The sequence below is a fragment of the Aureimonas ureilytica DSM 18598 = NBRC 106430 genome, from assembly GCF_000382705.1.
GTDB classification, from domain to species: domain Bacteria; phylum Pseudomonadota; class Alphaproteobacteria; order Rhizobiales; family Rhizobiaceae; genus Aureimonas; species Aureimonas ureilytica.
The window spans coordinates 537,165-563,309 of the sequence record NZ_ARQE01000001.1; the positions used below are offsets into that span (position 1 = coordinate 537,165).

Below are 26,145 nucleotides of genomic sequence, written 5' to 3' on the forward strand. Positions count from 1 at the left end.
CGGCCCGCCCCGTTTTCCGTCGAACGACCGGACCGCTGCCTCGCCCGCCCGTTCGGCCTCGCCGAGACGTTCCGTCAGGCCGTCGGGATAGAGGCTCGTGCCAGGCGGCAGGGCGGCGGGGTCGATCCACAGGGCGAGGCATCCTGTTCCGTCGGCCTCGCGAAACGCGATCTCGTCGCGCGCCAGAAGGACTGGGTCCGTCACATCGGCGAAGGCTGCGAAGATCACCTCGTGCCCAGGCCGGCCTTCGTGCTCGAAGATGTTTTCGAGCGCGATCCAGTCGCCCGTTCGCTGGATGTCGCAGCCGAGCTCTTCGCGAAACTCGCGCCGCAAGGCCTGATCTCGCGTTTCCCCGAACTCCACCGTCCCGCCGAGCGGCCGAAAGCCTTTCACGCGCCCCGCATCGTTCTCCACGACCGCGACGAGAAGCCGGCTCTCGCGCCGAACCAAGCCGATGACCTTGACCCGGATTTCCGGGGCTGGCCGCCAGATCGCCATGCGGGCACCTCTCCTGATCGCGCCACCCGAGCCTGTCACAGGTCTGCGTGCGATCCTACCCGCTGGGCGTCATGCGCCCGAAAGCCGGGTCCTCGCCGAACGGACGGGAGGCGTCGCCGTCTGAAAAACGCGCAAGGAGGGACGGCGCGAGGACGCTTCGCGCCGACGCGGCGTTCGCGCCCGATCAGAAGGCCAGCTCGGCGGCGGCGAGAATGCGGCCGGGCCGGTCGTTCTTGTCCATCGCCTGAAGCAGGGCGATGCAGCCGCCGGCCTTGGCGTCGGGGTCGCTCAGGAGCCCGAAGGGCATGTCCACGGAGATGCGTCCCTCGGCGTCGAGCACGCCGACCGCGCGCCAGTCGCGCACCGCATGGGTGTTGAGGAGCCGTCGCCCCTCGTTCTCGCCGCGCGCGACCTCGGTGTTCGACGACTTGGCATAGGTCGCCAGAATCAGGGCGGGCGGCCGGGCGCCGTTCACGACCGGCGCCTCGGCCCGAAGGCGCAGCATGTCGCCGACGAGGCGCATCTCGACCATGGGCACGCCGTCCGCGCCGGGCAGCGGGGCGGCCTCCACGGCCTTCACGATCGCCGCCTCGTTCGCGCCGCTCGTGACCTTGGTGCCGTTGACGATGGCCTGCGGCGTCGTCAGCCCGCCCAGATGCAGCGCCTTGGCATAGCCCTTCTGCCGCTCCGTGTTGCGGCGCGTGCCGAGCGGGTCTTCCCAGCCGATATAGTCCCAATAGTCGACATGATAGGCGAGGGCGACGAAGTCCGGCCGCTCGGCGAGGCGCGCCAGCACGGCGTCGGCCCGGGGGCATTCGGCGCAGCCCTGGCTCGTGAACAGCTCGACGATGCCCCGCACGTTCCGGCTCGTGGTCTCGCCGGTGCTCTCGTCCGCGCGCGCGGCGGCGGTGACGCAGACGAGCGTCGCGGCGAAGGCCAGGACAAGGAAGCGCGGCGGCGTCATGGGTCGGCATCTCCTCGACTTCGAAACCCGTTCGAAGGCAGATGGGACCATGCGGGAGGAACCCCAGGGAACGCGAGACAAGATGCGTTCAATTGAGGGTGAACCTGTCGCGAGCGGCAAGCTTTGCGGCGGCGCGGCAGGCCTTGCCACGGGCGGGGCCGGCAGGGCGAAGCGGCTTTGCACCCAACGAAAACGCCGCCCTCCCGCGAGGGGAGGACGGCGCTGGACAAGCGCCCGGCCGCAGGGCCGGGCACGGATGGGGCTAAGCCTTAAGCCGCGAGCTGGCGCAGCACGTAGTGCAGGATGCCGCCGTTCTTGAAGTATTCCAGCTCGTCCAGCGTATCGATGCGGCAGAGGAGCGGAACCTTGACCACTTCGCCATTGGCGCGGGTGATCGTGGCTTCCATGGTCTGGCGCGGCTTGACCTCGGTCAGGCCTTCGATCGTCACCGTTTCCTCGCCCGTGAGGCCGAGCGACTGCCAGCTCGTGCCTTCCTGGAAGACGAAGGGCACGACGCCCATGCCGACGAGGTTGGAGCGGTGGATGCGCTCGAAGCTCTGCGCGATCACGGCGCGAACGCCCAGAAGCACGGTGCCCTTGGCCGCCCAGTCGCGCGAGGAGCCGGTGCCGTACTCCTTGCCGGCGAAGATCACCAGCGGAACTTCTTCCTGCTGGTACTTCATCGCCGCGTCGTAGATCGCGAGCTGCTCACCCGACGGGAAGTGCTTGGTGATGCCGCCCTCGATGCCCGGAACCATCTGGTTCTTGATGCGGATGTTGGCGAACGTGCCGCGCATCATGACTTCGTGGTTGCCGCGACGCGCGCCGTAGGAGTTGAAGTCCACCGGGCGCACCTGATGCGAGACGAGATACTCGCCCGCCGGGCCGTTCTTCTTGATCGAGCCGGCCGGCGAGATGTGGTCGGTCGTGATCGAGTCGAGGAAGAGCGACAGGATGCGCGCGCCCTTGATGTCGGTGACGGGCTTGGGCGTCATCGACATGCCCTCGAAATAGGGCGGGTTCTGCACATAGGTCGACCGGTCGTCCCACTCGTAGGTGAGGCCGCCCGAGACGTCGATCTTCTGCCAGTTCGGGTCGCCCTTGAAGACGTCCGAATAGCGGCTCTCGAACAGGTCGCGCGTGACCGTCTTGCGGACGATCTCGGAGACTTCCTGCGTGGTCGGCCAGATGTCCTTGAGGAAGACGTCGCGGCCGTTCTGGTCCTGTCCGAGCGGGTCCTTGGTGATGTCCACGAACATCGAACCGGCAATGGCGTAGGCGACGACGAGCGGGGGCGAGGCGAGATAGTTCGCGCGCACGTCCGGGTTCACGCGGCCTTCGAAGTTGCGGTTGCCCGAAAGCACCGAGCAGGCCACGAGGTCGTTCTTGTTGATGGCTTCCGAGATCGCTTCCGGCAGCGGGCCGGAATTGCCGATGCAGGTCGTGCAGCCATAGCCGACGAGGTTGAAGCCCATCGCGTCGAGATCGGTCTGGAGACCGGCCTTTTCGAGATATTCGGTGACGACCTGGGAGCCGGGGGCCAGCGAGGTCTTCACCCAGGGCTTCACCTTGAGACCGAGCGCGTGCGCCTTGCGGGCGACGAGACCGGCGGCGACGAGCACGTTCGGGTTCGACGTGTTGGTGCAGGAGGTGATGGCCGCGATCACGACGTCGCCGTCGGCGATGCCATGGTCCGCGCCCTCGACGGCGTGGCGAGCGGTTTCCGGCGTCTGGCCCGCCTGAGCGGCGCCCTCCGCCATGAAGCGCGCGTCACCCTCGGACTTGGCGACGGCGGACTGCTTGCGGCCGCCCTGGAGCTCGGTGAGCGCGCTGCGGAACTTCGGCGCGGCCTCGGTGAGGGCGACGCGGTCCTGCGGGCGCTTGGGGCCGGCGAGCGAGGGAACGACGGTGGCGAGATCGAGCGACAGCGTGTCCGTGAAGACGGGCTCTTCCGACGAGGCGTCGAAATACATGCCCTGCGCCTTGGCATAGGCTTCCACCAGCGCGATGCGGTGCTTGTCGCGGCCGGTCGCTTCCAGATAGGCGATGGTGTCCTTGTCGACCGGGAAGAAGCCGCAGGTCGCGCCGTATTCCGGGGCCATGTTGGCGATGGTCGCCTGGTCTTCCAGCGTCAGGTTGGCAAGGCCGGGGCCGTAGAACTCGACGAACTTGCCGACGACGCCCTTCTTGCGCAGCATCTCGGTGACGGTGAGCACGAGATCGGTGGCCGTGGTGCCCTCGGGCAGCTTGCCGTCGATGCGGAAGCCGATGACTTCCGGGATCAGCATGGAGATCGGCTGGCCGAGCATGGCCGCTTCCGCCTCGATGCCGCCGACGCCCCAGCCGAGCACCGCGAGGCCGTTGACCATCGTGGTGTGCGAGTCGGTGCCGACCAGCGTGTCGGGATAGGCGATCGTCTCGCCGTTCTCGTCCTTCGTCCAGACGGTCTGGGCGAGATATTCGAGGTTCACCTGATGGCAGATGCCGGTGCCCGGAGGCACGACGCGGAAGTTCTGGAAGGCGCCCGAGCCCCAACGCAGGAAGGTGTAGCGCTCACCATTGCGGTCGTACTCGACCTCGACGTTCTTCTCGAACGAATCGGGCTGGCCGAAATAGTCCACCATCACCGAGTGGTCGATCACGAGATCGACGGGGACGAGCGGATTGATCTTCTGGGGGTCGGCGCCGAGATTGGCGGTCGCGTCGCGCATCGCGGCGAGATCGACGACGGCCGGAACGCCCGTGAAGTCCTGCATCAGAACGCGGGCCGGGCGGTAGGCGATCTCGTGGCCGGCCGAGCCCTTGTCGTTCAGCCAGTTGACCACGGCGCGGATGTCGTCGGCCAGAACCGTGCGGCCGTCTTCGTTGCGCAGGAGGTTCTCGAGAATGACCTTCATCGAGTAGGGCAGGCGCGAAGCGCCCGAAAGGCCGTTCTTTTCGGCCTCTTTCAGGTCGAAATAGACATAGGGCTTCCCGTCGACCGTCAGGGTCTTGCGGCTTTTGAAGCTATCGGGGTGGGACATAGGGTTCTCGTTCCTTCTCGAACCAAAAAATGTCCGAAAGGCGAACGACCGCGGCGCGCGGCGAAGCGCGCCTTGGAAAATGCGGGTGCGACCATTTCCGCCCGTCCGCCTCAGTCCTCGCCGGAAAGGCGGGGCACGTGAGATCGGCGCTATGTGATCCACGCCGGTCGCTGGAGTGGGTGAGCGCCTTATAGGCAAGTTTGTAATCGCTATAAAGGGGCTTCTCGCATGCGCACCCGCCCAATCGGGGGAGCGCTCACGCCTCGCACCATTTTCACGCTTACACCCTTTCGCCCGCGTCGGTCGTGGCCGCCCTGCCGCTTGCCTTTCGCATCCCGCCTCTCCACAACGAAGCCTCGGGATGATGATGTGCGCCGTTCTAGCGCGGGAAGATTGAGGAGTGGTTCCGGCGTGGCGGGCAGGCTCGTGATCGAAGGGCTGGCTTGCGGCCGGAGCGGGCGTCTCGTCGTGCCGCCGCTCGGCCTCGCGCTTGCGCCGGGCGAGGCCGTCCTCGTGACGGGCGAGAACGGCGCGGGCAAATCGACGCTCCTGCGCACGCTGGCCGGCCTTCTGCCGCCGCTCGAAGGTACGATTCGCGTCGAGACCTTCCACGCCGCCGACGGCGAGCCGGCACGGAGCCTTGCCGACATCGCCCATTATCTCGGCCATCGCAACGCGCTGAAGGGCGCGCGACGCGTCGGGGCGGACCTCGCCTTCTGGGCGCGGTTTCTCGGCGGATCGCCGGGCCTCTCGCCGGAAGCCGCGCTCAGCGAACTCGGCCTGCCGGAGGGCGTCGCCGGGCTGCGCTGCGCCGATCTCTCGGCCGGTCAGGCGCGGCGCGCGGCGCTCGCCCGGCTTCTCGTCACGCGGCGCCCGGTCTGGCTCCTGGACGAGCCGACCAACGCGCTCGACGCGGCGACGCAGGCGCGCTTTGCCGCGCTTTGCCGGCAGCATCTCGCAAGCGGCGGCCTGATTCTCGCCGCCACGCACCAGCCGCTCGACCTCGGCCCCGCCGTCCGTTCGCTCGTTCTGGAGCCGATCCGAACGGACACCGCCCCGGCCGCTTCGACGGATGAAGAGGGCTGGGAGGCGATCGCCTGATGCTGGCTCTCTTCCGGCGCGATCTCGCGCTGCTCCTGTCCGGCTCGGGCGGCGGCGCGCCGGGCGTCGTGTTCTTTCTGGCGGTGGTCGCGGTCATTCCCTTCGGCGTCGGCCCCGATCTTCAGCTTCTCTCGCGCATCGGCCCGGCCTTTCTCTGGATCGGCGCGCTCCTCTCCACGCTTCTTTCGCTCGACCGCCTGTTTCAGGCCGACCGCGACGACGGCACGCTCGACCTTCTCTTGACCGGCCCCGTGCCGCTGCCGCTCGTCGTGCTCGCCAAATGCGCCGCGCTCTGGGTCGCCGCCTGTCTGCCGCTGGTGATCGCCGCGCCGCTTCTCGGCCTTCTTCTAGCGCTGGAGCCGCTGGCGCTCGGGGCGAGCGCACTGACGCTGCTCATCGGCACGCCGGCGCTCGTCCTGATCGGCGCGGTCGGCGCGGCGGTGGCGGCGGCCCTGCCGCGCGGCGGCGTTCTCGTCTCGGTGCTGACCCTGCCGCTCGCGATCCCGATCCTGATCTTCGGCGTCGCGGCGAGTGCCGGGGCGCTCAGCGACATCGCGCCCTTTCGCGCGCCCTTCCTGATTCTCGTGGCGCTGACGCTCCTTTACGGCGTCCTCGGCCCTTTCGCCGCCGCGCTCGCGCTGCGCCAATCCAGCGACTGAAACCTCCCATGCCCCGCTTCGACCCCGCGCTCTATTCCTTCCACACGGAGACGCCCGACAGCGAGACCTATCGCCGTCTGCGCGCCGTCTCGGGCCTCAGCCCGAAGAGCGAGGAGGCGGCGCGGCGCGGTCTGCCGAACACGCTTCATGCCGTGATCGCCCGCTTCCAAGGGCGGACCGTCGCCATGGGCCGCGTCGTCGGCGATGGCGGGGCCTTCTTCCAAGTGGTGGACATGGCGGTCGAGCCCGAGCACCAGGGGCAGGGGATCGGCAAGGCGATCTTCGCCGCCCTGGTGGACTGGCTGCGCGAGACGGCGCCGGACAGCGCCTATGTCAGTCTCGTCGCGGATGGCGAGGCCCGGCATCTCTATGCGCAGTTCGGGTTCGAGCCCGTCATGCCCGCGTCGATCGGCATGGCGCTCCGCATTCGGAGGGACTGACCGCTCCTCGCGCAAACGCGAGCGGACGGGCGATCGGTCGCCGTTCCGCTCGCGCTGGAAATGCTCTAGAAAGGCGGCATGAGCGATCTCGCCGCCCGTCCCTCGCGCTTTGCGCTTCTGGCCAACCCGACCCGGTTTCTGGACCTGTCGGGCCGCGTCCAGCCCTGGCTCTATGCGCTGGCGCTGGGGCTTCTCGCTGTCGGCCTCGGCCTCGGGCTCGGCGCCCCGGAGGACTACCAGCAGGGCGCGACGGTTCGCATCCTCTTCGTCCACGTTCCCTTCGCCTGGATCGCGATGATGGGCTGGACGGTGATGTCGGCCTCCGCGCTCGGCCTTCTCGTCTGGCGCCATCCGATCGCGGAAGTCTCGATCCGCGCCGCCGCGCCGATCGGCGCGGTCTTCACCTTTCTCTGCCTCTTCACCGGCTCGGTCTGGGGCCGGCCCATGTGGGGCACGTGGTGGGTCTGGGACGCGCGACTGACCTCGGTCTTCGTGCTCTTCCTCATGTATCTCGGGCTGATCGCGCTGACGCGCGCCTTCGAGGAGCCGCAGCGCGCCGGGCGCATGGCCTCGGTCTTCGTTCTCGTCGGCTTTCTCCTGATCCCCGTCATCAAGTTCTCGGTGGACTGGTGGTCGACGCTGCACCAGCCCGCGAGCGTCCTGCGCCTGGGCGGTTCGACGCTGGACGACGCCTATCTCTACCCGCTCCTGATCTCGGCCGCCGGCTTCACCACGCTCTTCTTCGCGCTGCATCTCACCGCCATGCGCACGGAAATCCGCCGCCGTCGCCTTCGCAATCTCGAACGCCGCCAACTCGGCGTCCTGGGGGGCTGACGCGATGCAGGGCGCCTATTTCGGCTTCATCGCGGCAGCCTACGGCATGGCCGCCTTCGCGCTCGGTGCGCTCGGTCTCTGGACCTTTCTCGACGCGCGGCAGGTCGCACGCCGCTTGAAGGCGCTGGAGCGCGACGGGCGGAGCGCGCGCCGATGAGCGAGGCGACGCCGACCTCGCCCGACGCATCCAATGCCGCGCCCAATGCCGCCTCCGGGGCCGTATCCGGCACCACGCAAGGCGCGACTTCGACCGCCGCCCCGCGCCGCCGCCGGCCGCTTCTCGTCGCCCTGCCGCTCGTCGTGTTCGGCGGTCTCGCCGCGCTGTTTCTGACGCAGCTCGTGTCCGGCCACGATCCCGCTTCGCTGCCCTCCGCCCTGATCGGCCAGCAGGCCCCGGCCACCGCGCTGCCGCCGCTGGCGGGCCTCCGGACGCCGGACGGCCAGCCCGTGCCGGGCCTTGCCGTCTCGCCGCAAGGCGACGGCGCGCCGCGCCTCGTCAATGTCTTCGCCTCCTGGTGCGCGCCCTGCCGCGAGGAGCATCCCCTGCTTCTGGCGCTCGCGCGCGATCCCGCCGTCCAGGCGGCGGGGCTGCGGATCGAGGGGCTGAACTACAAGGACAAGCCGGTGCAGGCGCTGGCCTTTCTCTCCGCGCTCGGCAATCCTTACGTCCATGTCGGCGCGGACGAGCGCGGCGCGGCGGCGATCGACTGGGGCGTCTATGGCGTGCCCGAGACGTTCCTCGTCGCGGGCGACGGGCGCATCATCTGGAAGCAAACCGGGCCGCTCACCGAGCGCGCCATTCGCGAGGGCCTCCTGCCGGCGCTCGCTGGGGCGCGCTGAGGTCTCAAAGGCAGAAGCCGAACAGCATCATCCCGGCCAGGCTCGGCCCCTGGCTCGTCCAGAGCGCGAGGCCGAGAAGGCCGAGGGCGGCGAGACCCAGCGGAAACAGCCATTCGGGAGACAGAGCGGTCGGGCGCTTCACGCCGCCGCTCCCGCCGCCGGCAGCGCCCCGATCCTGGCGTCGCGGATCGGCAGGTTGGCAAGGCCCGCGATCAGCGCCAGCGCGATCGAGATCGTCCAGGCCGCGTCGTAGGAGCCCGTCCGCGCGAAGACGAGGCCCGCGCCCCAGGCCCCGAAGAACGCGCCGATCTGGTGGCTCATGAAGACGATGCCGAAGAGGGTCGAGAGATAGCGCACGCCGAAGATCTGGCCGACGAGCCCGCTCGTCAGCGGCACGGTGCCCAGCCAGAGAAAGCCCATGGCGCAGGCAAAGAGCGTCGCCGACAGGGGCGTGAAGGGCACGGCGAGAAAGGCGACGATCACCACGGCCCGCCCGAAATAAACGCCCGCCAGCACGTATTTCTTGCGCAATCGGTCGGCCGACAGGCCGAACACGTAGGAGCCGAGAATGTTGAACAGGCCGATCAGCGCCAGCGCCCGCGCGCCGACCGAGGGGTCGATCGCCTGATCGGCGAGAAAGGCCGGCAGGTGCGTCGCGATGAAGGCGACATGGAAGCCGCAGACGAAGAAGCCGACATTCAGCAGCCAATAGCCGGGATGGCGGGCAGCGAGCCGCAGCGCCGCGCCGAGGCTTTCGCCGCCGGGCCGACCCGCGCCGGCACTGGCGGGCGCGGCGTCCTGCGGCTTGCCGGAAATGCCGAGGGCGAGAAAGACGGTCAGGGAGACGAGCGCCGCGCCGACGAGAAGCGCGCCGCGCCAGCCGACCGCGTCCACCGCCATCTGCGTCGCCGGCACGAGCAGGAACTGCCCGACCGATCCGCCCGCCGTGACGATGCCGAAGGCCATCCCGCGCTTTTCGGCCGGCACGAAGCGGCCGACCGCGCCGAGCACCACGACGAAGGTGACGCCGGTCATGGCGAGGCCGACCAGAAAGCCGAGCGAGAGATCGAGGCCGAGCGCGCTGGTGGAGACGGACGCGAGCACGAGGCCGAGCGCATAGAGAAGCCCGCCGGCTGCCGCGACGCGCCCCGCGCCGTGCCGGTCGGCCAGCGCGCCGACAAAGGGCTGGGCGAGGCCGAGCACCAGATTCTGCACGGCGATGGCGAGTCCGAAGGCTTCGCGCCCGACGCCGATCTCGAGTTCCACCGGCCGCAGCAGAAGGCCGAAACCCTGGCGCAGGCCCATGGCGATCGTCACGATCACCGCGCCGCAGAGAAGCGCGATCCAGGGATTGCGGGCGGAGGGCGCGGGAAGCGGCATGGGCGCGGCCTTTCGGATCACGGATCGGTCATCCGTAGCGCGAAACCGTCAGGGAGCCGAGATATTTCGCGCGAGCCTCCTTATCGCGCCGGAGGAGGATGCGGTCGCCCCTAAGCGCTTCCTGACACCTTCGGATCGAAGGGTTTTCGTCGGCCGTTGCCGAGCCACGCGCCGTCGGTGCCGAGGCGAGCCCCAAGCCTGCGCGGCAATCCGAAGGACGGGTGAGACAGGTGGCTTGTCCTTCCGCTGGCGGAAAGGCCCGATCCGCCGAACCCGGCGAGGTTCCTTAGCGCGCCAAGAAATGGAGACACGGAAGGGCCTTCGATCGGCGCTAGAAGCGCGTCGAATCAGTCACGGAGGTCCGTCCCATGAGCCTTTCCTTCTCGCGTCGGCAGTTCACGCGTCTGGCCGGGTCCGGCCTCGCGCTCGGCCTCGCCGCGCCCTTGCTCCGCAGGGCGCAGGCTGCCGAGGGTAACTTCGATGCCGTGCTCGCGGGGATCGAGCGGCGCTTTTCCGGCCGGCTCGGCGTTTATGTGATCGACACGGCGACGGAGCGGCGCTGGGGGCGGCGGGCGGACGAGCGCTTTCCCATGTGCTCGACCTTCAAGCTGATGGCGGCGGCCGGGCTCCTTTCGCGGGTGGACGCTGGCACCGAGAGCCTGTCGCGGCGCGTCGTGATTCAGCCGACGGATATCGTGACCTATTCGCCGGTCACCGAGCATCGCGTCGGCGGCGAGGGCATGACGCTCGCCGAGATCTGCGAGGCCGCGCTGACGCAGAGCGACAACACGGCCGGCAATGTCCTGATCGACGCGCTGGGCGGCCCGGCGGGCGTCACCGACTTCGCCCGGTCGATCGACGATGACACGTTCCGCCTCGACCGGCGCGAAACGGAGCTGAACGAAGCGAGGCCCGGCGACCCCCGCGATACGACGACCCCGGCCGCCATGGCCAAGAGCCTTGCCGCCCTGGTGCAGGAGGACGCGCTGTCGGACGCCTCGCGCCATCAGCTTGTGGAATGGCTGGTGGCGAATCGGACGGGCGACGCCAAATTGCGGGCGGGTTTGCCCAAGACCTGGCGCATCGGCGACAAGACGGGCGGCGGCGCCTTCGGCACGATGAACGATGTCGCGGTGATCTGGCCCGAAGCGCACCGCCCGCCCATCGTCGCCAGCATCTATCTGACGGAGACGCAGGCTTCCTTCGACGATCGCAACGCCGGCTTCGCCGAGATCGGCCACGCCCTGGCGGACATCGCGAAGGCCTGAGCCGCCCTACCCGTTGAAGACGACGGACAGCTTGTTGCCCGTCGGGTCTCGCACATAGGCGGCGTACCAGTTCGGGCCGTAATGCGGGCGGGGGCCGGGCGCGCCCTCGTCGGAGCCGCCGTTCGCGAGAGCCGCGGCGTGGAAGGCGTCGACCTCCTCTGGCGAGGCGGCCGGAAAGCCGACCATGGTTCCGTTGCCGACGCCGGCTTCCCCGCCGTCGAAGGGCGCGATCACCCAGAAAACCAGCCCTTCGCCCGCGCCCCGAACGGAATAGGCCCGCCAGCCCGGGAACGAGACATGGCTTGCCCAGCCGATCGTCGCCAGCACCGCGTCGTAAAAGGCGAAGGAGGCCGGACCGTCCTTCGCGCCCAGCGTCACATAAGGCTGCATCGCTCTTCCTCCCTTACGCCTTGAATGAGAACATAAAGCGAACATATCCCGCCGGGCAAGTCTTGTGATGGGGGAGGTCGCCGGTCCAAGGCCGAACGCCGACGGCTCTCCATCTTCATCGGGATGAGCGATCTCGTCCCGTCCTTTTCCCTTCGTGTTCCCCTCGACGACAGCGTGGCGCGCCGCGTCTGCGACCATTGCGGCTTCGTCGCCTACGAGAATCCCAAGATCGTCGTGGGTTCGGTGGTGCGGTTCGAGGATCGCATTCTCCTCTGCCGCCGGGCGATCGAGCCGGGGCGGGGGCGCTGGACGATCCCGGCCGGCTATCTCGAACTCAACGAGACGCCCGATGCCGGCGCGCGGCGCGAGGCCTTCGAGGAGGCGGGCGCGCGCATCGCGACCGAGCGGCTGCTCGCGGTCTATAGCGTGCCGCGCATTAGCCAGGTGCAGCTGATCTATCGCGCGCGGCTTCTCGACCCCGCGCTGGCAGCGGGGCCGGAGAGCCTGGAACTGATGCTGGTTCGCCCCGAGGACATTCCCTGGGACGATCTCGCCTTTCCTTCCGTCCACTGGGCTTTGCGCCACGACGCCGAGGCGGAGGCCGGCGCGCCGCCGGTGCCCTTCGGCAATCCCGAGGGCGAGACGGGCGAGCGGATGCCGGACGGGCGGGTGATCGCCGAGGACGCGCTGTGAACGCCCCGGTGTTTCACGTGAAACTTCCTTAACGCCTGTCTGGGCCGCGATCCGGGCGAGCGGGAATCGCCCGGTCCGCCCGAATCGGGGTGAAATCGCCCGTTTCCTTAAGCGACCGCCTCGTCCGCCGTGCGGCGGATTTCGGCGACAAGTTCGGCCGGCAGATTGAGGCGTGCGGCGAGGAGGTCGAGATAGGCGCGCTCGGCCGGCTGGTCCGGGTCGATGGCCAGAAGCGAGGCCGTGTAGACCTCGACCGCCGCTTCCTGCGAGGGCGCGCGGCGCACGAGCTCGTCGATCGTCATCGGCTCGTGGATTTCCGTCATGAGAAGACGTTTCTCGTCGGCGTCGAGATCGAGATCGTCGAGCCGGCCGAAGATGCGGCGCTCTTCCTCGGCGTCGATCGTGCCGTCGGCCTTGGCCGCCGCGATCATGGCGGAGAGAAGAAGCCGAGCGCGCTCTTCCGCCTCGCTGCCGGACGGATGAAAGCGCGGGTCGCTAACTTCAGGAATCTCGGCCGAAGCGATGGGGCGGATCGGCCCGGGCTGCGCGGGGGCAAGGCTTGCTTGGTTCTGCGCCTGCCAGTTCGTGTAGGCCTTGTAGCCGAGGCCGGCCACGAGGGCGAGGCCGCCGAGCTTGAGCGCCGAGCCGCCGAGGCCCTTCATCGACTTGCCGCCGCCCCGGCGCAGGAGCTGCGAGACGAGACCGCCGGCCAGCGCGCCGCCGATCGCCTTGCCGGCGAAGCCGCCGCCACTCCCACCGCCCCGACCACCAAGGACGCTGGCGGCGAGATCGGCGATGCCACCGCCCGAACGGGCGCCGGTTCCACCCAGCGCGCCGCCGAGGAGCTTGCCGAGCCCGTCCTGCAGCGTTTCGCCGGTGGACGCGCGGCCGGTGCCGCCCGAGGGGAACCCGCCATGTCCCTGCGCGCCGCGCCCGGTGCCGAGGAACTGGTCGAGAAGCTTCTGTGCGTCGATCATGCCGCGTGTCTCCAGACTGGGATAGGCCCCTTCATCTGGGAGGTGCACCCGTCTCGGCCAACGCTTGACGCCTCAGGGTGCGATCACGGTTTCTTGTCGAAGAGCGGTTCCAGCGCGTGGCGCTTGAGCAGCGGAAACTGCAGGAGCATGAAGGCCATGGTGATGGGCATCGTGCCCCAGACCTTGAACGCCACCCAGAAATCCGTCGAGAAGAAGCGCCAGACCACCTCGTTGAGGATGGCGAGGAAAACGAAGAACAGGCCCCAGCGCAGCGTCAGCTTGCGCCAGCCCTCGGTGTCCAGCTTGAAGGCCTGATCGAAGACATAGCCGAGCAGCGGCTTGCCGAAGGCGAGGCCGCCGAGCAGCACGGCGGCAAAGAGCGCGTTGACGATGGTGGGCTTCATCTTGATGAAGACCTCGTCCTGCAGCCAGAGCGTCAGCGAGCCGAAGATCAGCACCACCGCGCCGGACACGATCGGCATGATCGGCAGGGTGCGCACCATGATCCAGGACACGAGAAGCGCGATCGCGGTGGCCGCCATGAACAGCGCGGTGGCGACGAAGAGCGGCCCGCCGAGTTCGCTTAAGCTCGGAAAGGTTCGGACGATCGCCTCGCCCCGGCTGTTGGCGAAGAAGAAGACGACGAGCGGCCCGAGTTCGAGCGCGAACTTCAGGAGCGGGTTCATCTCGCGCCGCCCCGGCTGGTTCGGGGCCTTTTCGATGATCGGTTCGGAGGACATGGACGGGTTCCCTTTCGGGGATGGTGTCGGGCGGCGAGGCGGCGAAATTCAGGCGGTGCCGGCTTTAAGCACTGCCGGCGCGGCCGGCGATGGCATCGGCGAAATCGCGGGCCTTGAAGGGCTCGAGATCGTCCACGCCTTCGCCGACGCCCACGAAGAAGACCGGCAGCTTATGCTTGGCGGCGATCGCCACCAGGATGCCGCCGCGCGCCGTGCCGTCGAGCTTGGTCATGACGAGCCCGTTGACGCCCGCCACGTTGCGGAAGATCTCGACCTGATTGAGCGCGTTCTGGCCCGTCGTCGCGTCCAGCGTCTGAAGGACGGTGTGCGGCGAATCGGGATCGCGCTTCTGGAGGACGCGCACGATCTTGGCGAGTTCGTCCATCAGCTCGGCGCGGTTCTGGAGACGGCCGGCCGTGTCGATGATGAGAACGTCCGAGCCGTTGGCGACCGCCTCGTCATAGGCCTCGAAAGCCAGACCCGCCGCATCGGCGCCGATCTGCCGGGCGACGACGGTGGAGCCGGTGCGCTCGCCCCAGATCTTCAGCTGCTCCACGGCGGCGGCGCGGAACGTGTCGCCCGCGCCGAGCGTGACCTTCAAGCCGCCGCGCGTCAGCTTGGCGGCGAGCTTGCCGATCGTCGTGGTCTTGCCCGTGCCGTTGACGCCGACCACGAGAATGACATGCGGCTTCACTTCGAGATCGAGTTCGAGGGGCTTGGCGACGGGCGCCAGCGCGCGCTCCACCTCGTCGGCCAGGATCTGGCGCACGGCCTCGCCCGAGATTTCCTTGCCGAAGCGCCCATCCGACAGGCGGTCGGTGATGCGCATCGCGGTCTCGACGCCGAGATCGGCCTGTATCAGGACATCCTCGAATTCCTGCAGCGTCTCCTCGTCCAGCCGGCGCTTGGTGAAGAGCGCGGTGATCTGGCCAGACAGCTGGTTGGACGAGCGGGCAAGCCCCTCGCGCAGGCGCTGGAAGAAAGGCTTGCGCGGTTCGCTCGCGGCGGCCGCCTCGGCCCTTTGGCGCTCGCGCAGCGCCCAGCCCTCGCCATCGGTGGGCTGGCGCAGCGGGGAGAGCGGCGGCGTGACGAGGCCGGGCAGCGCGCCGGCCGTTGCTGCCGCGGCGACATCGGCGCGGTCCGGCGCGCCGGAGCCGGGGGCGGAGAGCACGGCGCCGTCGCTCGGCTCCTCGGGCGGCAGCGGCGCGTCGAGCCAGGCGAACTCGTCGCGCTCGCTCACCTCTTCGGAGAGGGGCGCGGAGATGGGCTCGGGGGCGTGGACGGGTGCTGCGTCCGGGATCGGCTCGGCCGGATCGGCGGGCAGGCGCGCCTCGGCGACACTGCCGCCATCGCCGACGACGAGCGCCGCTTCCGCCGGGGCGAGCGGCGTGTCGGCGGACACCGGCTCGTCGGTCGGCTCCTCGTCGGTGTCCGGCGCGTCCAGCCAGGAGAAGTCGGCCTCCGGCTCGGCTTCGGGCGGGCGGGCTTCGTCGAGGAAGGCGAGGTCGTCGCTCTCGTCCTCGGCGCGGGGCTCGGGCTCGACGGGCGCGGATTCCACCGGCACGGGCTCGGGCGTCCATGCGACGGGCTCGTCCGCCGGCCGCGACGCGGGCGCGAGCGTGTCGTCCGTCAGGGGCGCGGGCGCTTCGGGCGCGGTGGTCCGCTCGACGAACGAGGCGTCCGAAGCGAGGCGCGCGGGTTCGAGGTCCGCCGGCTCAAACGGGGCAGGTGCGACCGGCGTGGGGACCGGGGCCGGCGTGGCGGGCTCGTCGGTCGGCCGGGCGGCAGGGGCGAGGGTATCGTCCGTCGGGACCGCACGCAATTCTGGTGCCGTGGTCCGCTCGACGAACGAGGCGTCCGGAGCGGGGCGCGCGGGTTCGAGGTCAGCCGGCTCCGCTGGGGCGGGGACCGGAGCCAAGGCGACGGGCTCGTCGGCGGGCCGGGCGGCGGTCGCGAGGGTGTCGTCCGTCAGCGGGCCGCGCGCTTCGAACGGGCGATCCAGCTCGGCAGGCGCGGGAGCCGACGCGGTTTGCGCCGGCTCCGGCTCAATTACGGAGTTTTTTTTTCAGCCGCGACGCCGTTCGCGTCTTCGCCGCTCTTCAGAGGGATGATGCCGCCTTCGTCCGGCGTCTGAACGGAGGCGCCGGCCTCGGCGTCGGTGTCGGTCGAGGCGGCGGCGGGCTGATGGATCTCGGGCGCGCTGGCGTCCGGCCGGGCGGCCGTCGTGTCCTGCGTGCGCGCAAGGCCGCCTTCGTGCTGCGTGCGGTCCTCTTCCTTCGCTCCGAAGGAAAAGAGGCGGCGGAAAAAGCCCTTGTTCTCGGCCATGGCGGTCTGATCCGATCGAATGTCAGGCCGCCGCGCGGGCAGCCGAGGAGGGAACGGCGAGCAGGCGCTCGCCCGTCTCGCCCGTAATGGTAGCGTCCACGATCTCGCCGGGGAGGCCGCTGTGGAGTTCGGTCACGGTAAAGTCTTCCGTGCGGCCGAGGCCCTCGCGCTCGATCAGCACTTTCGCGCTGCGCCCGACGGAGCGCTGGAGATGCGCGCGATAGGCGGCATCGCCGGCAGAGCGAAGCCGCGCGGCGCGCTCCTTGCCGACGGCTTTCGGCAGCTGGGGCATGCGCGCGGCGGGCGTTCCCTCGCGCGGCGAGAAGGGGAAGACGTGAAGATGCGTGAGGCCGCAATCCTCCACGAGGCGGAGCGTGTTCTCGAACATCTCGTCCGTCTCGGTCGGGAAGCCGGCGATGAGATCGGCCCCGAACACGATGTCGGGGCGCACGGCGCGCAGATCGGCGCAGAACCGGATCGAATCCTCGCGCGCATGGCGGCGCTTCATGCGCTTCAGGATCATGTTGTCGCCGGCCTGGAGCGACAGGTGGAGATGGGGCATGACGCGCGGCTCGGAGCCGATGGCCTCCACCAGCGCCTCGTCCGCTTCCACCGAATCGATCGAGGACAGGCGCAGGCGCTGAAGGTCCGGCACATGGCGCAGGAGGCTCTGCACCAGCGCGCCGAGGCGCGGGCTGCCCGGCAGGTCCGCGCCCCAGCTCGTCATGTCGACGCCCGACAGCACCACCTCACCATAGCCGTTGCCGACGAGGCGCTTCACCTGTTCCACCGCCGCGCCCATGGGCACGGAGCGCGAATTGCCGCGTCCATAGGGGATGATGCAGAAGGTGCAGCGATGGTCGCAGCCGTTCTGCACCTGCACGATGGCGCGCGCGCGGCCCTCGATGGCGTCCACCATATGGCCCGCCGTTTCGCGCACGCTCATGATGTCGTTAACGCGGATCTTTTCCGAGGCCGCGACGCCGAAATCGGGCAGGGCGCGATAGCTTTCGGCCTTCAGCTTTTCCTCGTTGCCGATCACGGCGTCCACTTCCGCCATGGCGGCGAAAGTGTCGCCTTGCGTCTGCGCGGCGCAGCCGGTGACGACGATGCGCGCGTTCGGATTGTCGCGCCGGGCGCGGCGCACGCTCTGGCGCGCCTGCCGCACGGCCTCGGCCGTGACGGCGCAGGTGTTGATGATGATGGCCTGTTGACCGTCCGCGCCGAGCCCGGCCGCGCCAGCCTCGCGCTTCATCACCTCGGCCTCGAACGTGTTGAGCCGGCAGCCGAAGGAGATGACCTCGATCCCGCCGCTCACGACGCACTCTCCCGTGCGGCTTCGTCGCGCGCGAAGGCGCCCGTTTCGGGGTCGAGCGTGCCGGACCATTCCCATTCGGCCGGGCCGGTCATGAGAACGTGGTCATCGTCCCGCCATTCGATCAGGAGTTCTCCGCCGGCGGGTACGGTGACGGTCACGCTGCGCCCGGTGCGCCCCGTGCGCGCGGCGGACACCGCCGCTGCGCAGGCCGCCGTGCCGCAAGCGCCCGTCAGCCCCGCGCCGCGCTCCCAGGTGCGAAGGCGCAAGGCGGATGGGCCTGTCACCTCGGCAAGCGAGATGTTGGCGCGGTCGGGAAACAGCGGATGGTGCTCGAGGATCGGGCCGAAGCGGTCGAGGGCGTAGGACCAGACGTCGTCCTTGGTCCAGAAGATCGCGTGCGGATTGCCCATGGAGGCGACCGAGGGCGAATGCAGGATCGGCGCGTCGATCGGGCCGATCTGGAGTTCGATCGCGCGCGTGTCGGCGAACTCTTCCGACAAGGGGATCGACTGCCAGTCGAAGCGAGGCTTGCCCATGTCGACGGTGACGAGCCCGTCTTCGCGCTCGAAAGCCTCCAGAAGACCGGCCTTGGTTTCGAACAGGAACTCGCGCTGCCCGCCCGGCGCGGCGGCCAGCGCCTGCACCACGCAGCGCGTGCCGTTGCCGCAGGCGCCCGCTTCCGAGCCGTCGGCATTCAGGATGCGCACATAGGCTGATGTGCCGGACGTGACGGGATCGTGGATCGCCATGATCTGGTCGAAATGCGTCTCGGCCCGGGCCGCCAGCGCGCGGGCGGCGTCCGGCGTGATCCGCGTTGTCTGGCCGCGCAGGTCCGCCACGAGAATCTCGTTGCCGAGCCCGTTCATGCGGGCAAAGGGAATCGCGTGGGCCATGGCGTTTGAAACCGAAACGGGGGCGGAATTCCCGCCTATATGGCAAGAACGCCCCCGCAATGCTACCCGCCCCGCTGTTTCAGGGTTCTCGGGCCCTTACATGCCGTCGTGCAGCGCATAGACGCGCAGGCGATGGCCGTCCGGGTCGAGCGCCACGAAGGAGCGGCCGAACTCGAGATCGACGGGCGCCAGCGCGATCCGCGCGCCCTTGGCCTGCCATTCGGCATAGGCGGCGTCCACCGCCGCACCATCCGCCAGCTTGAAGCCGATCTCGCAGCCGCCGGGCGCCTGATCCGGGGCGGGCTCGACGCCCTCGCGCTTCCAGAGCCCGATCATCATGCCCTCGCCGAGCGGCAGAAGCGCGAAGCCGGGGCTTTGCTCCACCGGCGCGCGGCCGAGGATGGATTGGTAGAAAGCGGCGCTGCGGGTGGGCTCGGTGACGTAGAGAAGGATGTTGGATGCGGTGAGCATGGGCTCGTCCTCGTTGGGGTGACGAGGCGAGCTTTAGGGGGCGTGAGTGTCAGCTTCCGTCAGCAGCCGTCATCCGGCATTGCGGTGGAAATAATAGGCCGCGAGCGCGAGGCCGACCGCGATCACGACGCCGCGCACCACACCCTGCGGCAGGCGGCGCGCGGCCCAGACGCCGCTCCAGCCGCCGAGCGCCACGCCCGGCGCCATGAGCGCGGCGTGCAGCCACTCGACGACGCCGCCCGACACGAAGACCACGATGGCGACCACCGCGATCACCGTCGCCAGCATGTTCTTCAGGGCGTTCAGGCGGTGATAGTCGCCGCTCTCCGTCAGGCCCAACGTGGCCAGCATCATGATGCCCATCCCTGCGCCGAAGAAGCCGCCATAGATCGCGGTGAAGAACTGGAGAAAGGGGCTGGCGAGGCTGCGCCCTTGTTTGGCGTCTTCCTGATGGGTGCGCTTGGGCGTCAGCCAGGGGCCGGCGGCAAACAGCGCGGTGGCGGCGACGAGCAGCCAGGGCACGAGACTCTGGAACTGCGGATTGTCGAGCGAGAGGAGAATCATCGCCCCGGCGAGCGAGCCGAGCACCGAGACCAGCGCCAGAACCAGCGCGCCGCGCCACATCCGCTTGATGTCGCTCCAATAGGCGAGCGTCGAGGTGACATAGCCCGGAAACTGGACGATCGAGGAGGTGGCGTTGGCCGAGATCGGCGAGATGCCGCCGAGCGTCATGGCGCCGAAGGTGAGAAACGTGCCGCCCCCCGCCACCGCGTTGATCGCGCCCGCGAAGAAGCCGGACAGAAACAGGAGAACGGCTTCGAGAAGGGACATGGCAACCGGATCGAACAGGCGGGACAAACCAAAAGTGGCGCGACTTTAGGCAAGGCGACGCGGCGCGGAAAGAGGCCGAACCCGGCAAAAGGCGGCGAAACCCTTGCCAAAGCGCGCCGGGATGCGAAGCGCGACAAAATGGTGACGCCTGTCTCGACAAGCGGGGGTATCGCGTGTATAGGCCGCCTCGTTTTCCTCAGAAAAACTTGACCGTTTCAAACGGCCATGACCGGGCAACCGGCATGTAACGAAGATGAGGCTATCGCCATGAATATCATCGCCGAACTGGACGCCCAAGAGGCCGCCCGCATCGCCGCCATCCGCACGCTTCCGGCCTTCTCGCCGGGCGACACGCTGCGCGTCAACGTGCGCGTCACGGAAGGCAACCGCACCCGCGTGCAGGCCTATGAAGGCGTGTGCATCGCGCGTTCGGGCGCCGGCTTCCAGGAGAGCTTCACCGTTCGCAAGATCTCCTACGGCGAAGGCGTCGAGCGCGTGTTCCCGGTCTACTCCCCGCAGCTGGAGTCGGTCGAAGTCGTGCGCCGTGGCCGCGTTCGTCGCGCCAAGCTCTACTACCTGCGTGACCGTCGCGGTAAGTCGGCCCGTATCGTCGAGGCCACCAACGTTCGCGCTCGCAAGCTGAACGACGACGCTCGCGCGGTCGCCGCCGAAGAGCGCGCCGCGAAGGAAGCCGCGAAGACGGCCGCCAAGAACGCTGCCGAATAATCGGGTCCGCTCCCGAATCGAGTTTTGAGAAAGGGCGGCCTTCGAGCCGCCCTTTCGCGTTTTCAGGACCTTTCTCGTTTTCCGGACATGGAGACCCGCGTCATGCACGAGCATCTGTCGGCCAATCTCGCCAACTGGAACGAGCGGGCGCGGCTCCACGCCACCGACACGACCGGCTCCTACCGGATCGCTGAGGTGCTTTCCGGCGGCTCCTCGCTCCATGCGATCGAAGCCGGCGAGATCGGCGACCTCGCGGGGCTCGATGTCGTGCATCTCCAGTGCCATATCGGGCTCGACACCCTGTCCCTGAAGCATCTGGGCGCGCGCTCCGTCACCGGGCTCGACTTCTCGCCCGACGCCCTGGCCGCCGCGCGGGACTTCGCAGCGCGCGCGGGGACGGACGCCCGCTTCGTGGAAGCCTCGCTTTACGACGCGCCCGCCGCGCTCGGCGCGCAATATGATTTCGCCTTCGTCACCTGGGGCGCGATCAACTGGCTGCCCGATATCGCGGCTTGGGCGCGGGTCGTCGCCGACGTGCTACGCCCCGGCGGGCGGCTTTATCTCCTGGAAGGGCACCCCGTCCTCAACCAGTGCGAATGGCGCGACGGTGCGCCCGTCTTCGCCTATGACCGAATGACGCCAAGAACCCAGCCGCTCGCCTTCGACGAGACCCACACCTATACGGGCGACGAACGGCCGTTGACGCAGACCCGCACTTACGAGTGGATTCATCCGATCAGCGACATCATCAACGCCCTCATATCGGCAGGAATGCGCCTGGATTTCCTACGCGAGCATGATCTCATCTCCTGGGAATTCTTCCCCGGCATGATCGAGGTTCAAGAGGACCTCTTCGCTCTTCCGCCCGGCGTGCCGCGCCTTCCCATGAGCTTCTCGATCGGAGCGACCAAGCCGCTCTGACCGTTCCTCCCCCAAGCGCCGGTCGTCCTCTTCCAGGGCCGGCGCCCTCACCGCAGACCGACGAGGATGCGCGTCGCATGAGTTTCACCAGCCGCCTTCGGGCCATTCCCGTCGATCGATTCCTTCTCCTGCTGATCGCGACCGTCGGTCTCGCCGCCGTCCTGCCGGCGCGCGGCGAGGTGGCCGAGGCCTTCGACTGGATCACCTACGGCGCGATCGCGCTTCTGTTCTTCGTCTACGGCGCGCGCCTGTCGCCCCAGGCCGTCTGGGCCGGCCTTCTTCATTGGCGGCTGCAGGGCCTCGTGTTCCTGTCGACCTTCGCGCTGTTTCCGATCCTTGGGCTTCTCGCCGCGCCGCTCGCCGACCGCGTCCTGCCGTCCGAACTCGCGCTCGGCATTCTCTACCTGACGCTTCTGCCCTCCACGGTGCAGTCCTCGATCGCCTTCACCTCGATCGCGGGCGGCAACGTGCCGGCGGCGCTGACCAGCGCCTCGGTGTCCAACATGCTCGGCGTCGTGATCACGCCGGTTCTGGTGCTGCTGATCGCGAGCGGGGGCGGCGAGGGCGCCTTTTCCTTCGACGCCATCCAGAAGATCGCCCTCCAGATCCTCGCGCCCTTCGTCGCCGGCCAGCTCGTCCGGCCGCTGATCGGCGCGTGGCTGGCGCGCCACAAGCCGGTGACGGTGGTGGTGGATCGCGGCTCGATCCTTCTCGTCGTCTATGCCGCCTTTTCGGAAGGGGTCGTGGCCGGCGTCTGGTCGAGCCTCGAATGGCAGGACCTCGCGATCGTCGTGCTCTTCGGTATCGCGATTCTCGCCGTCTCGCTCTCGGTCACGACGCTTCTCGCCCGCAAGCTCGGCTTCAGCCGCGAAGACGAGATCGCCATCGTGTTCTGCGGCTCCAAGAAGAGCATGGCGACCGGCATTCCGATGGCCGGCATTCTCTTTGCCGGCCATGCCATGGCCATGGTGGTCCTGCCGCTCATGCTGTTCCACCAGATCCAGCTCTTCGCCTGCGCCGCGCTCGCCCAGCGCTACGCCCGCCAAACCAGAACCGTACCGACCCCGAGCGTCGCAGAGGCCGCCGCCGAGGAGCGCGAGAGCGTGGAAAAGGCCGCGGCGACGACCAATCCCTGATTCCGGCCTTCGAGGGATCACGCTTTCTCGAAAGCGACCCTGCCGCGAACGCTTCGTTCTTGGCAGGGCGCCCGCCGCCGTGACACTTTCCCCGAGCCCGACCATTGCGGAACCCGAGTATGATCCATCGCCGCCTGTTTCTTGCCGCCGCAGCTCTCGCCTTCGCGCTGCCCGCCGCCACCGCCTTGGCGCAGAGCGCGGCGCTGCCCGACCTCAAGGGCCGCGAAATCGTGGTGGTGACGGAGAACGCCTATCCGCCGCTGCAATATCTCGACCCGGCCAGCGGCCAGGCGGTCGGCTGGGAATATGACGCGACGAACGAGATCGCGCGGCGCCTCAACGCCAAGATCCGCTACGAGAACGCCTCCTGGGACGCGATGATCACCGCCGTCTCCTCCAAGCAGTACGATATCGGCATCACCGGCATCACGATCCGCGAGGATCGCAAGGAGAAGGTCGATTTCTCCGACCCCTACATGCTTTCGCAGATGGTGATGCTGGTGCGCGCCGACGAAACCCGCTTCACGGACGCCGCCTCCTTCAAGGCCTTGGACAAGGGCCTCGTCGGCGCGCAGGCCGGCACGACGCCCTTCTACACCGCCGTCTACGAGGTGCTGGACGGCAACGAGCAGAACCCGCGCGTCAAGCTGTTCGAGACCTTCGGCGCGCAGGTCCAGGCGCTGCGCGCGGGCGATGTCGATCTCGTGCTCAGCGATCTGGCCGGCGGACGGGCCTCCGTCGCGGCCTCGAACGGCGCGCTCAAGATCGTCGGGGAGCCGCTCGGCAAGGACGAGTTCGGCTTCATCTTCCCCAAGGGCTCCGATCTCGTCGCCCCGGTCAACGCCGCCATCGCCGCGCTGAAGGGCGACGGTACGCTCGATGCCCTCACGCAGAAATGGTTCGTGGACGCCAAGCTCGGCCAGAAGTGAGCCGCATTCCCTTCCGCCGGCGGCTCCGCGCCCGGCTCGCCGCGCCGGACTTCCCCTGGTGGCTCGTCGCCCTTGCCGTTCTCGCGCTCGCCTCGGCCCTCGTGATCGCGGCCGAGGCCGGGCTGCGGCAGACCCTCACGGTGCTGGCCACCGGCCTCCTCACCACCGTCGAAGTCACCGCGCTGGCCTTTGCCGGCGCGCTCGGGCTCGGCTTTCTCGTGGCGCTCGCCGGGCGCTCGCGTCGTCGTCTCCCCCGCAATCTCGCGCGCCTCTATGTCGAGATCGTGCGCGGCGTGCCGGTGCTCGTGCTCCTGTTCTGGATCGCCTTTGCCGGCGTTCCCGGCACCGTCGCTGCGTGGAACTGGCTGGCGACGCCCCTTCGCGAGGCCGGCCTTCTGCCCGAACTCCTCGTGCGCGACGTCTCGCTTCTCATGCGCGGCGTCCTCGCCCTCGTCATCGCCTATTCCGCCTTCATCGCCGAAATCATCCGCGCCGGTCTCGAATCCGTGCCCAAAGGCCAGATCGAAGCCGCCGAAGCCTTGGGCCTTTCGCCCCTCCAGCGCCTTCGCCTCGTCATCCTCCCCCAGGCCATCCGCACCGTCCTGCCCCCGCTCGGCAACGATCTCGTCGCCATGGTCAAGGACTCCTCGCTCGTCTCCGTCCTTGGCGTCGCCGACATCACCCAGATGGGCAAGGTCTACGCCTCCGGCTCCTTCCGCTTCTTCGAGACCTATTCCGTCGTCGCCTATCTCTACCTCCTCATGACCGTCTCCCTCTCGCTCGCCGCCCGCGCGCTGGAGCGCCGCTTGCGGCGGTGAGCGCGAGGGATTGGCGGGGCTGCCGCCCCGGACCCCGCTCGGGAAGGACTTCCCGAACCCTTCCTTTCTTTTGGAACTTTTCCGAGACCGGGGAGGGCCGCTGGCCCTCTCCGGTCTCGGACAGAATCCAAACGAACGAGGGGTCCAGGGGAAATCATTTCCCCTGGCCGGGGTGCAGGGGACGGCGTCCCCTGCCATGCCCTCACCGCACCCACGCAACAGGCATTGCGCAGCCGCGCGGGCGGGCGTATTTTGGAACGATGCGAAAGAGCGCGATGCACACGGGCCGTCTGCCGACCACGCTGGGGTTCTCCCCGGTGGAGGATCGCGCGCGGATGCCCGGCCGCTTTTTCTACCGGCAGATTTCGGCCGTTCTCCTGACGCGCTGACGCCGCGCGGCCTCGGGGCCGCCGCCTTTTTGTTTTCCCAGTTGATGATGTCAGGCACGGTGGCTTTCGAAGCCGACCGGCCGTTTTGAAGACTTGAAGCCCATGAGCCAGACTGTGAAACCCCGCACGCTCTACGACAAGATCTGGGACGATCACCTGATCTCGACCGACGAGAACGGCGGCAGCCTTCTCTATATCGACCGCCATCTCGTGCATGAGGTGACGAGCCCGCAGGCCTTCGAGGGCTTGCGCGTGGCGGGCCGCAAGGTGCGCCATCCCCAGCGCACGCTGGCGGTGGTGGATCACAACGTGCCGACCTATGACCGGCGCGGCGGCATCCACAACGAGGAAAGCCGCATCCAGGTCGAGACGCTGGCCAAGAACGCGGCGGAGTTCGGCGTCGAGTATTTCAACGAGGTCGACAACCGCCAGGGCATCGTCCACATCATCGGGCCGGAGCAGGGCTTCACGCTGCCGGGCATGACGATCGTCTGCGGCGACAGCCACACGTCCACGCACGGGGCGTTCGGCGCGCTGGCGCATGGCATCGGCACGTCCGAGGTCGAGCACGTGCTCGCCACGCAGACGCTGATCCAGCAGAAGGCCAAGAACATGCTCGTCCAGGTGGACGGGGCGCTGCCCGAGAGCGTGACGGCCAAGGATATCATCCTCGCCATCATCGGCCAGATCGGCACGGCGGGCGGCACGGGCTATGTCATCGAGTTCGCCGGCGAGGCGATCCGCGCGCTCTCGATGGAAGGGCGGATGACCATCTGCAACATGACGATCGAGGGCGGCGCGCGCGCCGGCCTGATCGCGCCCGACCAGACGACCTTCGACTATATCGAGGGCCGCCCGCGCGCGCCGCAGGGTGCGGCCTTCGAGCAGGCCGTGTCCTACTGGAAGACGCTGCACACGGACGAGGGCGCGCAGTTCGACAAGGTGGTGCGCCTCGACGCGGCCAACCTGCCGCCCATCGTCTCCTGGGGCTCCTCGCCGGAAGACGTCGTGTCGATCGACGGCGTGGTGCCGAATCCGGACGAGATCGCGGACGAGGCCAAGCGCGACACCAAGCGCCGCGCGCTCGACTATATGGGCCTCCAGGCCGGCACCAAGATGACGGACATCCCGATCGACCGCGTCTTCATCGGCTCCTGCACCAATGGGCGCATCGAGGATCTGCGCGCGGTGGCCAAGGTCGTGGAAGGCCGCAAGGTGGCCGATAGCGTCTCGGCCATGATCGTGCCGGGCTCAGGGTTGGTGAAGCTTCAGGCCGAGGCCGAGGGGCTGGACAGGATCTTCCGCGAGGCCGGGTTCGACTGGCGCGAGCCGGGCTGCTCCATGTGCCTCGGCATGAACGAGGACCGCTTGAAGCCGAACGAGCGCTGCGCCTCGACCTCGAACCGCAATTTCGAGGGCCGTCAGGGCTTCAAGGGCCGCACCCATCTCGTCTCGCCCGCGATGGCGGCGGCGGCGGCGGTGGCCGGTCGCTTCGTCGATATTCGCGAGTGGAAATAGGCCAGGGCGGCGGCGGGGCCTGTCCCGCCGCTTCGCTCGCCTGAAAGGGGAAGGGGCGTGGCC

The 26,145-nt window shown here is 68.8% G+C and carries 27 protein-coding genes and 1 pseudogene; 14 read left to right on the forward strand and 14 right to left on the reverse strand.

Features of this window, described 5'->3' with window-relative positions; translation table 11 throughout:
- Window positions 1-63 precede the first annotated feature (63 nt).
- From B146_RS30165 to acnA, 3 genes and pseudogenes are all read right to left on the reverse strand, one after another.
- Window positions 64-498: pseudogene (locus B146_RS30165) on the reverse strand (NUDIX hydrolase); the annotation flags it as partial.
- Between the two features lie 184 nt (window positions 499-682).
- A complete protein-coding gene (locus B146_RS24800; protein WP_019994846.1) occupies window positions 683-1,462 on the reverse strand; it encodes a DUF1223 domain-containing protein in 780 nt (259 codons plus the stop codon).
- Window positions 1,463-1,731: 269 nt separating this feature from the next.
- Window positions 1,732-4,485, reverse strand: a complete 2,754-nt coding sequence (gene acnA, locus B146_RS0102565) for an aconitate hydratase AcnA (RefSeq protein WP_019994847.1) — start codon at window positions 4,483-4,485, stop codon at window positions 1,732-1,734.
- Window positions 4,486-4,896: 411 nt separating this feature from the next.
- On the opposite strand from acnA, the gene ccmA reads away from it, so the two are divergent.
- The 6 genes from ccmA to B146_RS0102595 all read left to right on the forward strand — a co-directional run bounded on the left by ccmA (window position 4,897) and on the right by B146_RS0102595 (window position 8,359).
- A complete protein-coding gene (gene ccmA, locus B146_RS0102570) occupies window positions 4,897-5,586 on the forward strand; it encodes a heme ABC exporter ATP-binding protein CcmA (protein ID WP_019994848.1) in 690 nt (229 codons plus the stop codon).
- Entirely contained in the window at window positions 5,586-6,245 is a 660-nt protein-coding gene (gene ccmB, locus B146_RS0102575; RefSeq protein WP_019994849.1) for a heme exporter protein CcmB, read from the forward strand. The genes ccmA and ccmB overlap by 1 nt, the downstream gene beginning before the upstream one ends.
- 8 nt (window positions 6,246-6,253) lie before the next feature.
- A complete protein-coding gene (locus tag B146_RS0102580; protein ID WP_019994850.1) occupies window positions 6,254-6,685 on the forward strand; it encodes a GNAT family N-acetyltransferase in 432 nt (143 codons plus the stop codon).
- Between the two features lie 78 nt (window positions 6,686-6,763).
- Window positions 6,764-7,519, forward strand: coding sequence for a heme ABC transporter permease (locus B146_RS0102585; protein WP_019994851.1), 756 nt, complete (start codon window positions 6,764-6,766; stop codon window positions 7,517-7,519).
- A gap of 4 nt (window positions 7,520-7,523) precedes the next feature.
- Window positions 7,524-7,676, forward strand: a complete 153-nt coding sequence (gene ccmD, locus B146_RS28200) for a heme exporter protein CcmD (protein WP_019994852.1) — start codon at window positions 7,524-7,526, stop codon at window positions 7,674-7,676.
- Entirely contained in the window at window positions 7,673-8,359 is a 687-nt protein-coding gene (locus tag B146_RS0102595) for a DsbE family thiol:disulfide interchange protein (protein WP_019994853.1), read from the forward strand. Before ccmD ends, B146_RS0102595 begins: the two co-directional genes overlap by 4 nt.
- Before the next feature lie 4 nt (window positions 8,360-8,363).
- On the opposite strand, the gene B146_RS28860 is transcribed toward B146_RS0102595, so the two are convergent.
- The gene (locus B146_RS28860; RefSeq protein ID WP_019994854.1) at window positions 8,364-8,501 is read right to left on the reverse strand and encodes a hypothetical protein; all 138 of its coding nucleotides are present in this window, start codon (window positions 8,499-8,501) and stop codon (window positions 8,364-8,366) included.
- Entirely contained in the window at window positions 8,498-9,739 is a 1,242-nt protein-coding gene (locus B146_RS0102605) for an MFS transporter (RefSeq protein ID WP_019994855.1), read from the reverse strand. The genes B146_RS28860 and B146_RS0102605 overlap by 4 nt, the downstream gene beginning before the upstream one ends.
- 368 nt (window positions 9,740-10,107) lie before the next feature.
- On the opposite strand from B146_RS0102605, the gene bla reads away from it, so the two are divergent.
- Window positions 10,108-11,007: a class A beta-lactamase gene (gene bla, locus B146_RS0102610; protein ID WP_019994856.1), complete on the forward strand. Its 900-nt coding sequence runs from the start codon at window positions 10,108-10,110 to the stop codon at window positions 11,005-11,007.
- 6 nt (window positions 11,008-11,013) lie between these two features.
- On the opposite strand, the gene B146_RS0102615 is transcribed toward bla, so the two are convergent.
- The gene (locus B146_RS0102615) at window positions 11,014-11,397 is read right to left on the reverse strand and encodes a VOC family protein (RefSeq protein WP_019994857.1); all 384 of its coding nucleotides are present in this window, start codon (window positions 11,395-11,397) and stop codon (window positions 11,014-11,016) included.
- A 123-nt stretch (window positions 11,398-11,520) separates the two neighbouring features.
- On the opposite strand from B146_RS0102615, the gene B146_RS0102620 reads away from it, so the two are divergent.
- The gene (locus tag B146_RS0102620; protein ID WP_019994858.1) at window positions 11,521-12,090 is read left to right on the forward strand and encodes an NUDIX hydrolase; all 570 of its coding nucleotides are present in this window, start codon (window positions 11,521-11,523) and stop codon (window positions 12,088-12,090) included.
- A gap of 107 nt (window positions 12,091-12,197) precedes the next feature.
- Here the strand turns inward: B146_RS0102620 and B146_RS0102625 are convergent, their stop codons facing one another.
- From B146_RS0102625 to B146_RS0102660, 8 genes are all read right to left on the reverse strand, one after another.
- Window positions 12,198-13,067 (reverse strand): tellurite resistance TerB family protein, encoded by an 870-nt coding sequence (locus B146_RS0102625; protein WP_019994859.1) that lies wholly within the window; start codon window positions 13,065-13,067, stop codon window positions 12,198-12,200.
- A gap of 83 nt (window positions 13,068-13,150) precedes the next feature.
- Window positions 13,151-13,807 carry a septation protein A gene (locus B146_RS0102630; RefSeq protein WP_019994860.1) on the reverse strand — a complete coding sequence of 219 codons (657 nt, stop codon included), beginning with the start codon at window positions 13,805-13,807 and terminating at the stop codon, window positions 13,151-13,153.
- 64 nt (window positions 13,808-13,871) lie between these two features.
- Window positions 13,872-15,629, reverse strand: coding sequence for a signal recognition particle-docking protein FtsY (ftsY, locus tag B146_RS0102635; RefSeq protein ID WP_019994861.1), 1,758 nt, complete (start codon window positions 15,627-15,629; stop codon window positions 13,872-13,874).
- A gap of 227 nt (window positions 15,630-15,856) precedes the next feature.
- A complete protein-coding gene (locus B146_RS0102640) occupies window positions 15,857-16,132 on the reverse strand; it encodes a hypothetical protein (protein ID WP_019994862.1) in 276 nt (91 codons plus the stop codon).
- 22 nt (window positions 16,133-16,154) lie between these two features.
- Window positions 16,155-17,387: a tRNA (N(6)-L-threonylcarbamoyladenosine(37)-C(2))-methylthiotransferase MtaB gene (gene mtaB / locus B146_RS0102645; RefSeq protein ID WP_244498130.1), complete on the reverse strand. Its 1,233-nt coding sequence runs from the start codon at window positions 17,385-17,387 to the stop codon at window positions 16,155-16,157.
- Between the two features lie 59 nt (window positions 17,388-17,446).
- Window positions 17,447-18,343, reverse strand: coding sequence for a diaminopimelate epimerase (gene dapF / locus B146_RS0102650; RefSeq protein WP_019994864.1), 897 nt, complete (start codon window positions 18,341-18,343; stop codon window positions 17,447-17,449).
- Between the two features lie 96 nt (window positions 18,344-18,439).
- On the reverse strand, window positions 18,440-18,814 hold the full coding sequence (locus tag B146_RS0102655) for a VOC family protein (RefSeq protein WP_019994865.1): 375 nt from the start codon (window positions 18,812-18,814) through the stop codon (window positions 18,440-18,442).
- A gap of 69 nt (window positions 18,815-18,883) precedes the next feature.
- Entirely contained in the window at window positions 18,884-19,645 is a 762-nt protein-coding gene (locus B146_RS0102660) for a sulfite exporter TauE/SafE family protein (RefSeq protein WP_019994866.1), read from the reverse strand.
- A gap of 267 nt (window positions 19,646-19,912) precedes the next feature.
- On the opposite strand from B146_RS0102660, the gene rplS reads away from it, so the two are divergent.
- The 6 genes from rplS to leuC all read left to right on the forward strand — a co-directional run bounded on the left by rplS (window position 19,913) and on the right by leuC (window position 26,082).
- Window positions 19,913-20,371: a 50S ribosomal protein L19 gene (gene rplS, locus B146_RS0102665; RefSeq protein WP_019994867.1), complete on the forward strand. Its 459-nt coding sequence runs from the start codon at window positions 19,913-19,915 to the stop codon at window positions 20,369-20,371.
- A gap of 102 nt (window positions 20,372-20,473) precedes the next feature.
- A complete protein-coding gene (locus tag B146_RS0102670) occupies window positions 20,474-21,292 on the forward strand; it encodes a class I SAM-dependent methyltransferase (RefSeq protein ID WP_019994868.1) in 819 nt (272 codons plus the stop codon).
- A 77-nt stretch (window positions 21,293-21,369) separates the two neighbouring features.
- A complete protein-coding gene (locus B146_RS24805) occupies window positions 21,370-22,428 on the forward strand; it encodes a bile acid:sodium symporter family protein (protein WP_019994869.1) in 1,059 nt (352 codons plus the stop codon).
- A 119-nt stretch (window positions 22,429-22,547) separates the two neighbouring features.
- Window positions 22,548-23,357 carry a transporter substrate-binding domain-containing protein gene (locus B146_RS0102680; protein ID WP_019994870.1) on the forward strand — a complete coding sequence of 270 codons (810 nt, stop codon included), beginning with the start codon at window positions 22,548-22,550 and terminating at the stop codon, window positions 23,355-23,357.
- Window positions 23,354-24,175 carry an amino acid ABC transporter permease gene (locus tag B146_RS0102685; RefSeq protein WP_019994871.1) on the forward strand — a complete coding sequence of 274 codons (822 nt, stop codon included), beginning with the start codon at window positions 23,354-23,356 and terminating at the stop codon, window positions 24,173-24,175. The genes B146_RS0102680 and B146_RS0102685 overlap by 4 nt, the downstream gene beginning before the upstream one ends.
- Before the next feature lie 491 nt (window positions 24,176-24,666).
- A complete protein-coding gene (gene leuC, locus B146_RS0102695; RefSeq protein WP_019994873.1) occupies window positions 24,667-26,082 on the forward strand; it encodes a 3-isopropylmalate dehydratase large subunit in 1,416 nt (471 codons plus the stop codon).
- The last annotated feature ends 63 nt before the right edge of the window (window positions 26,083-26,145 follow it).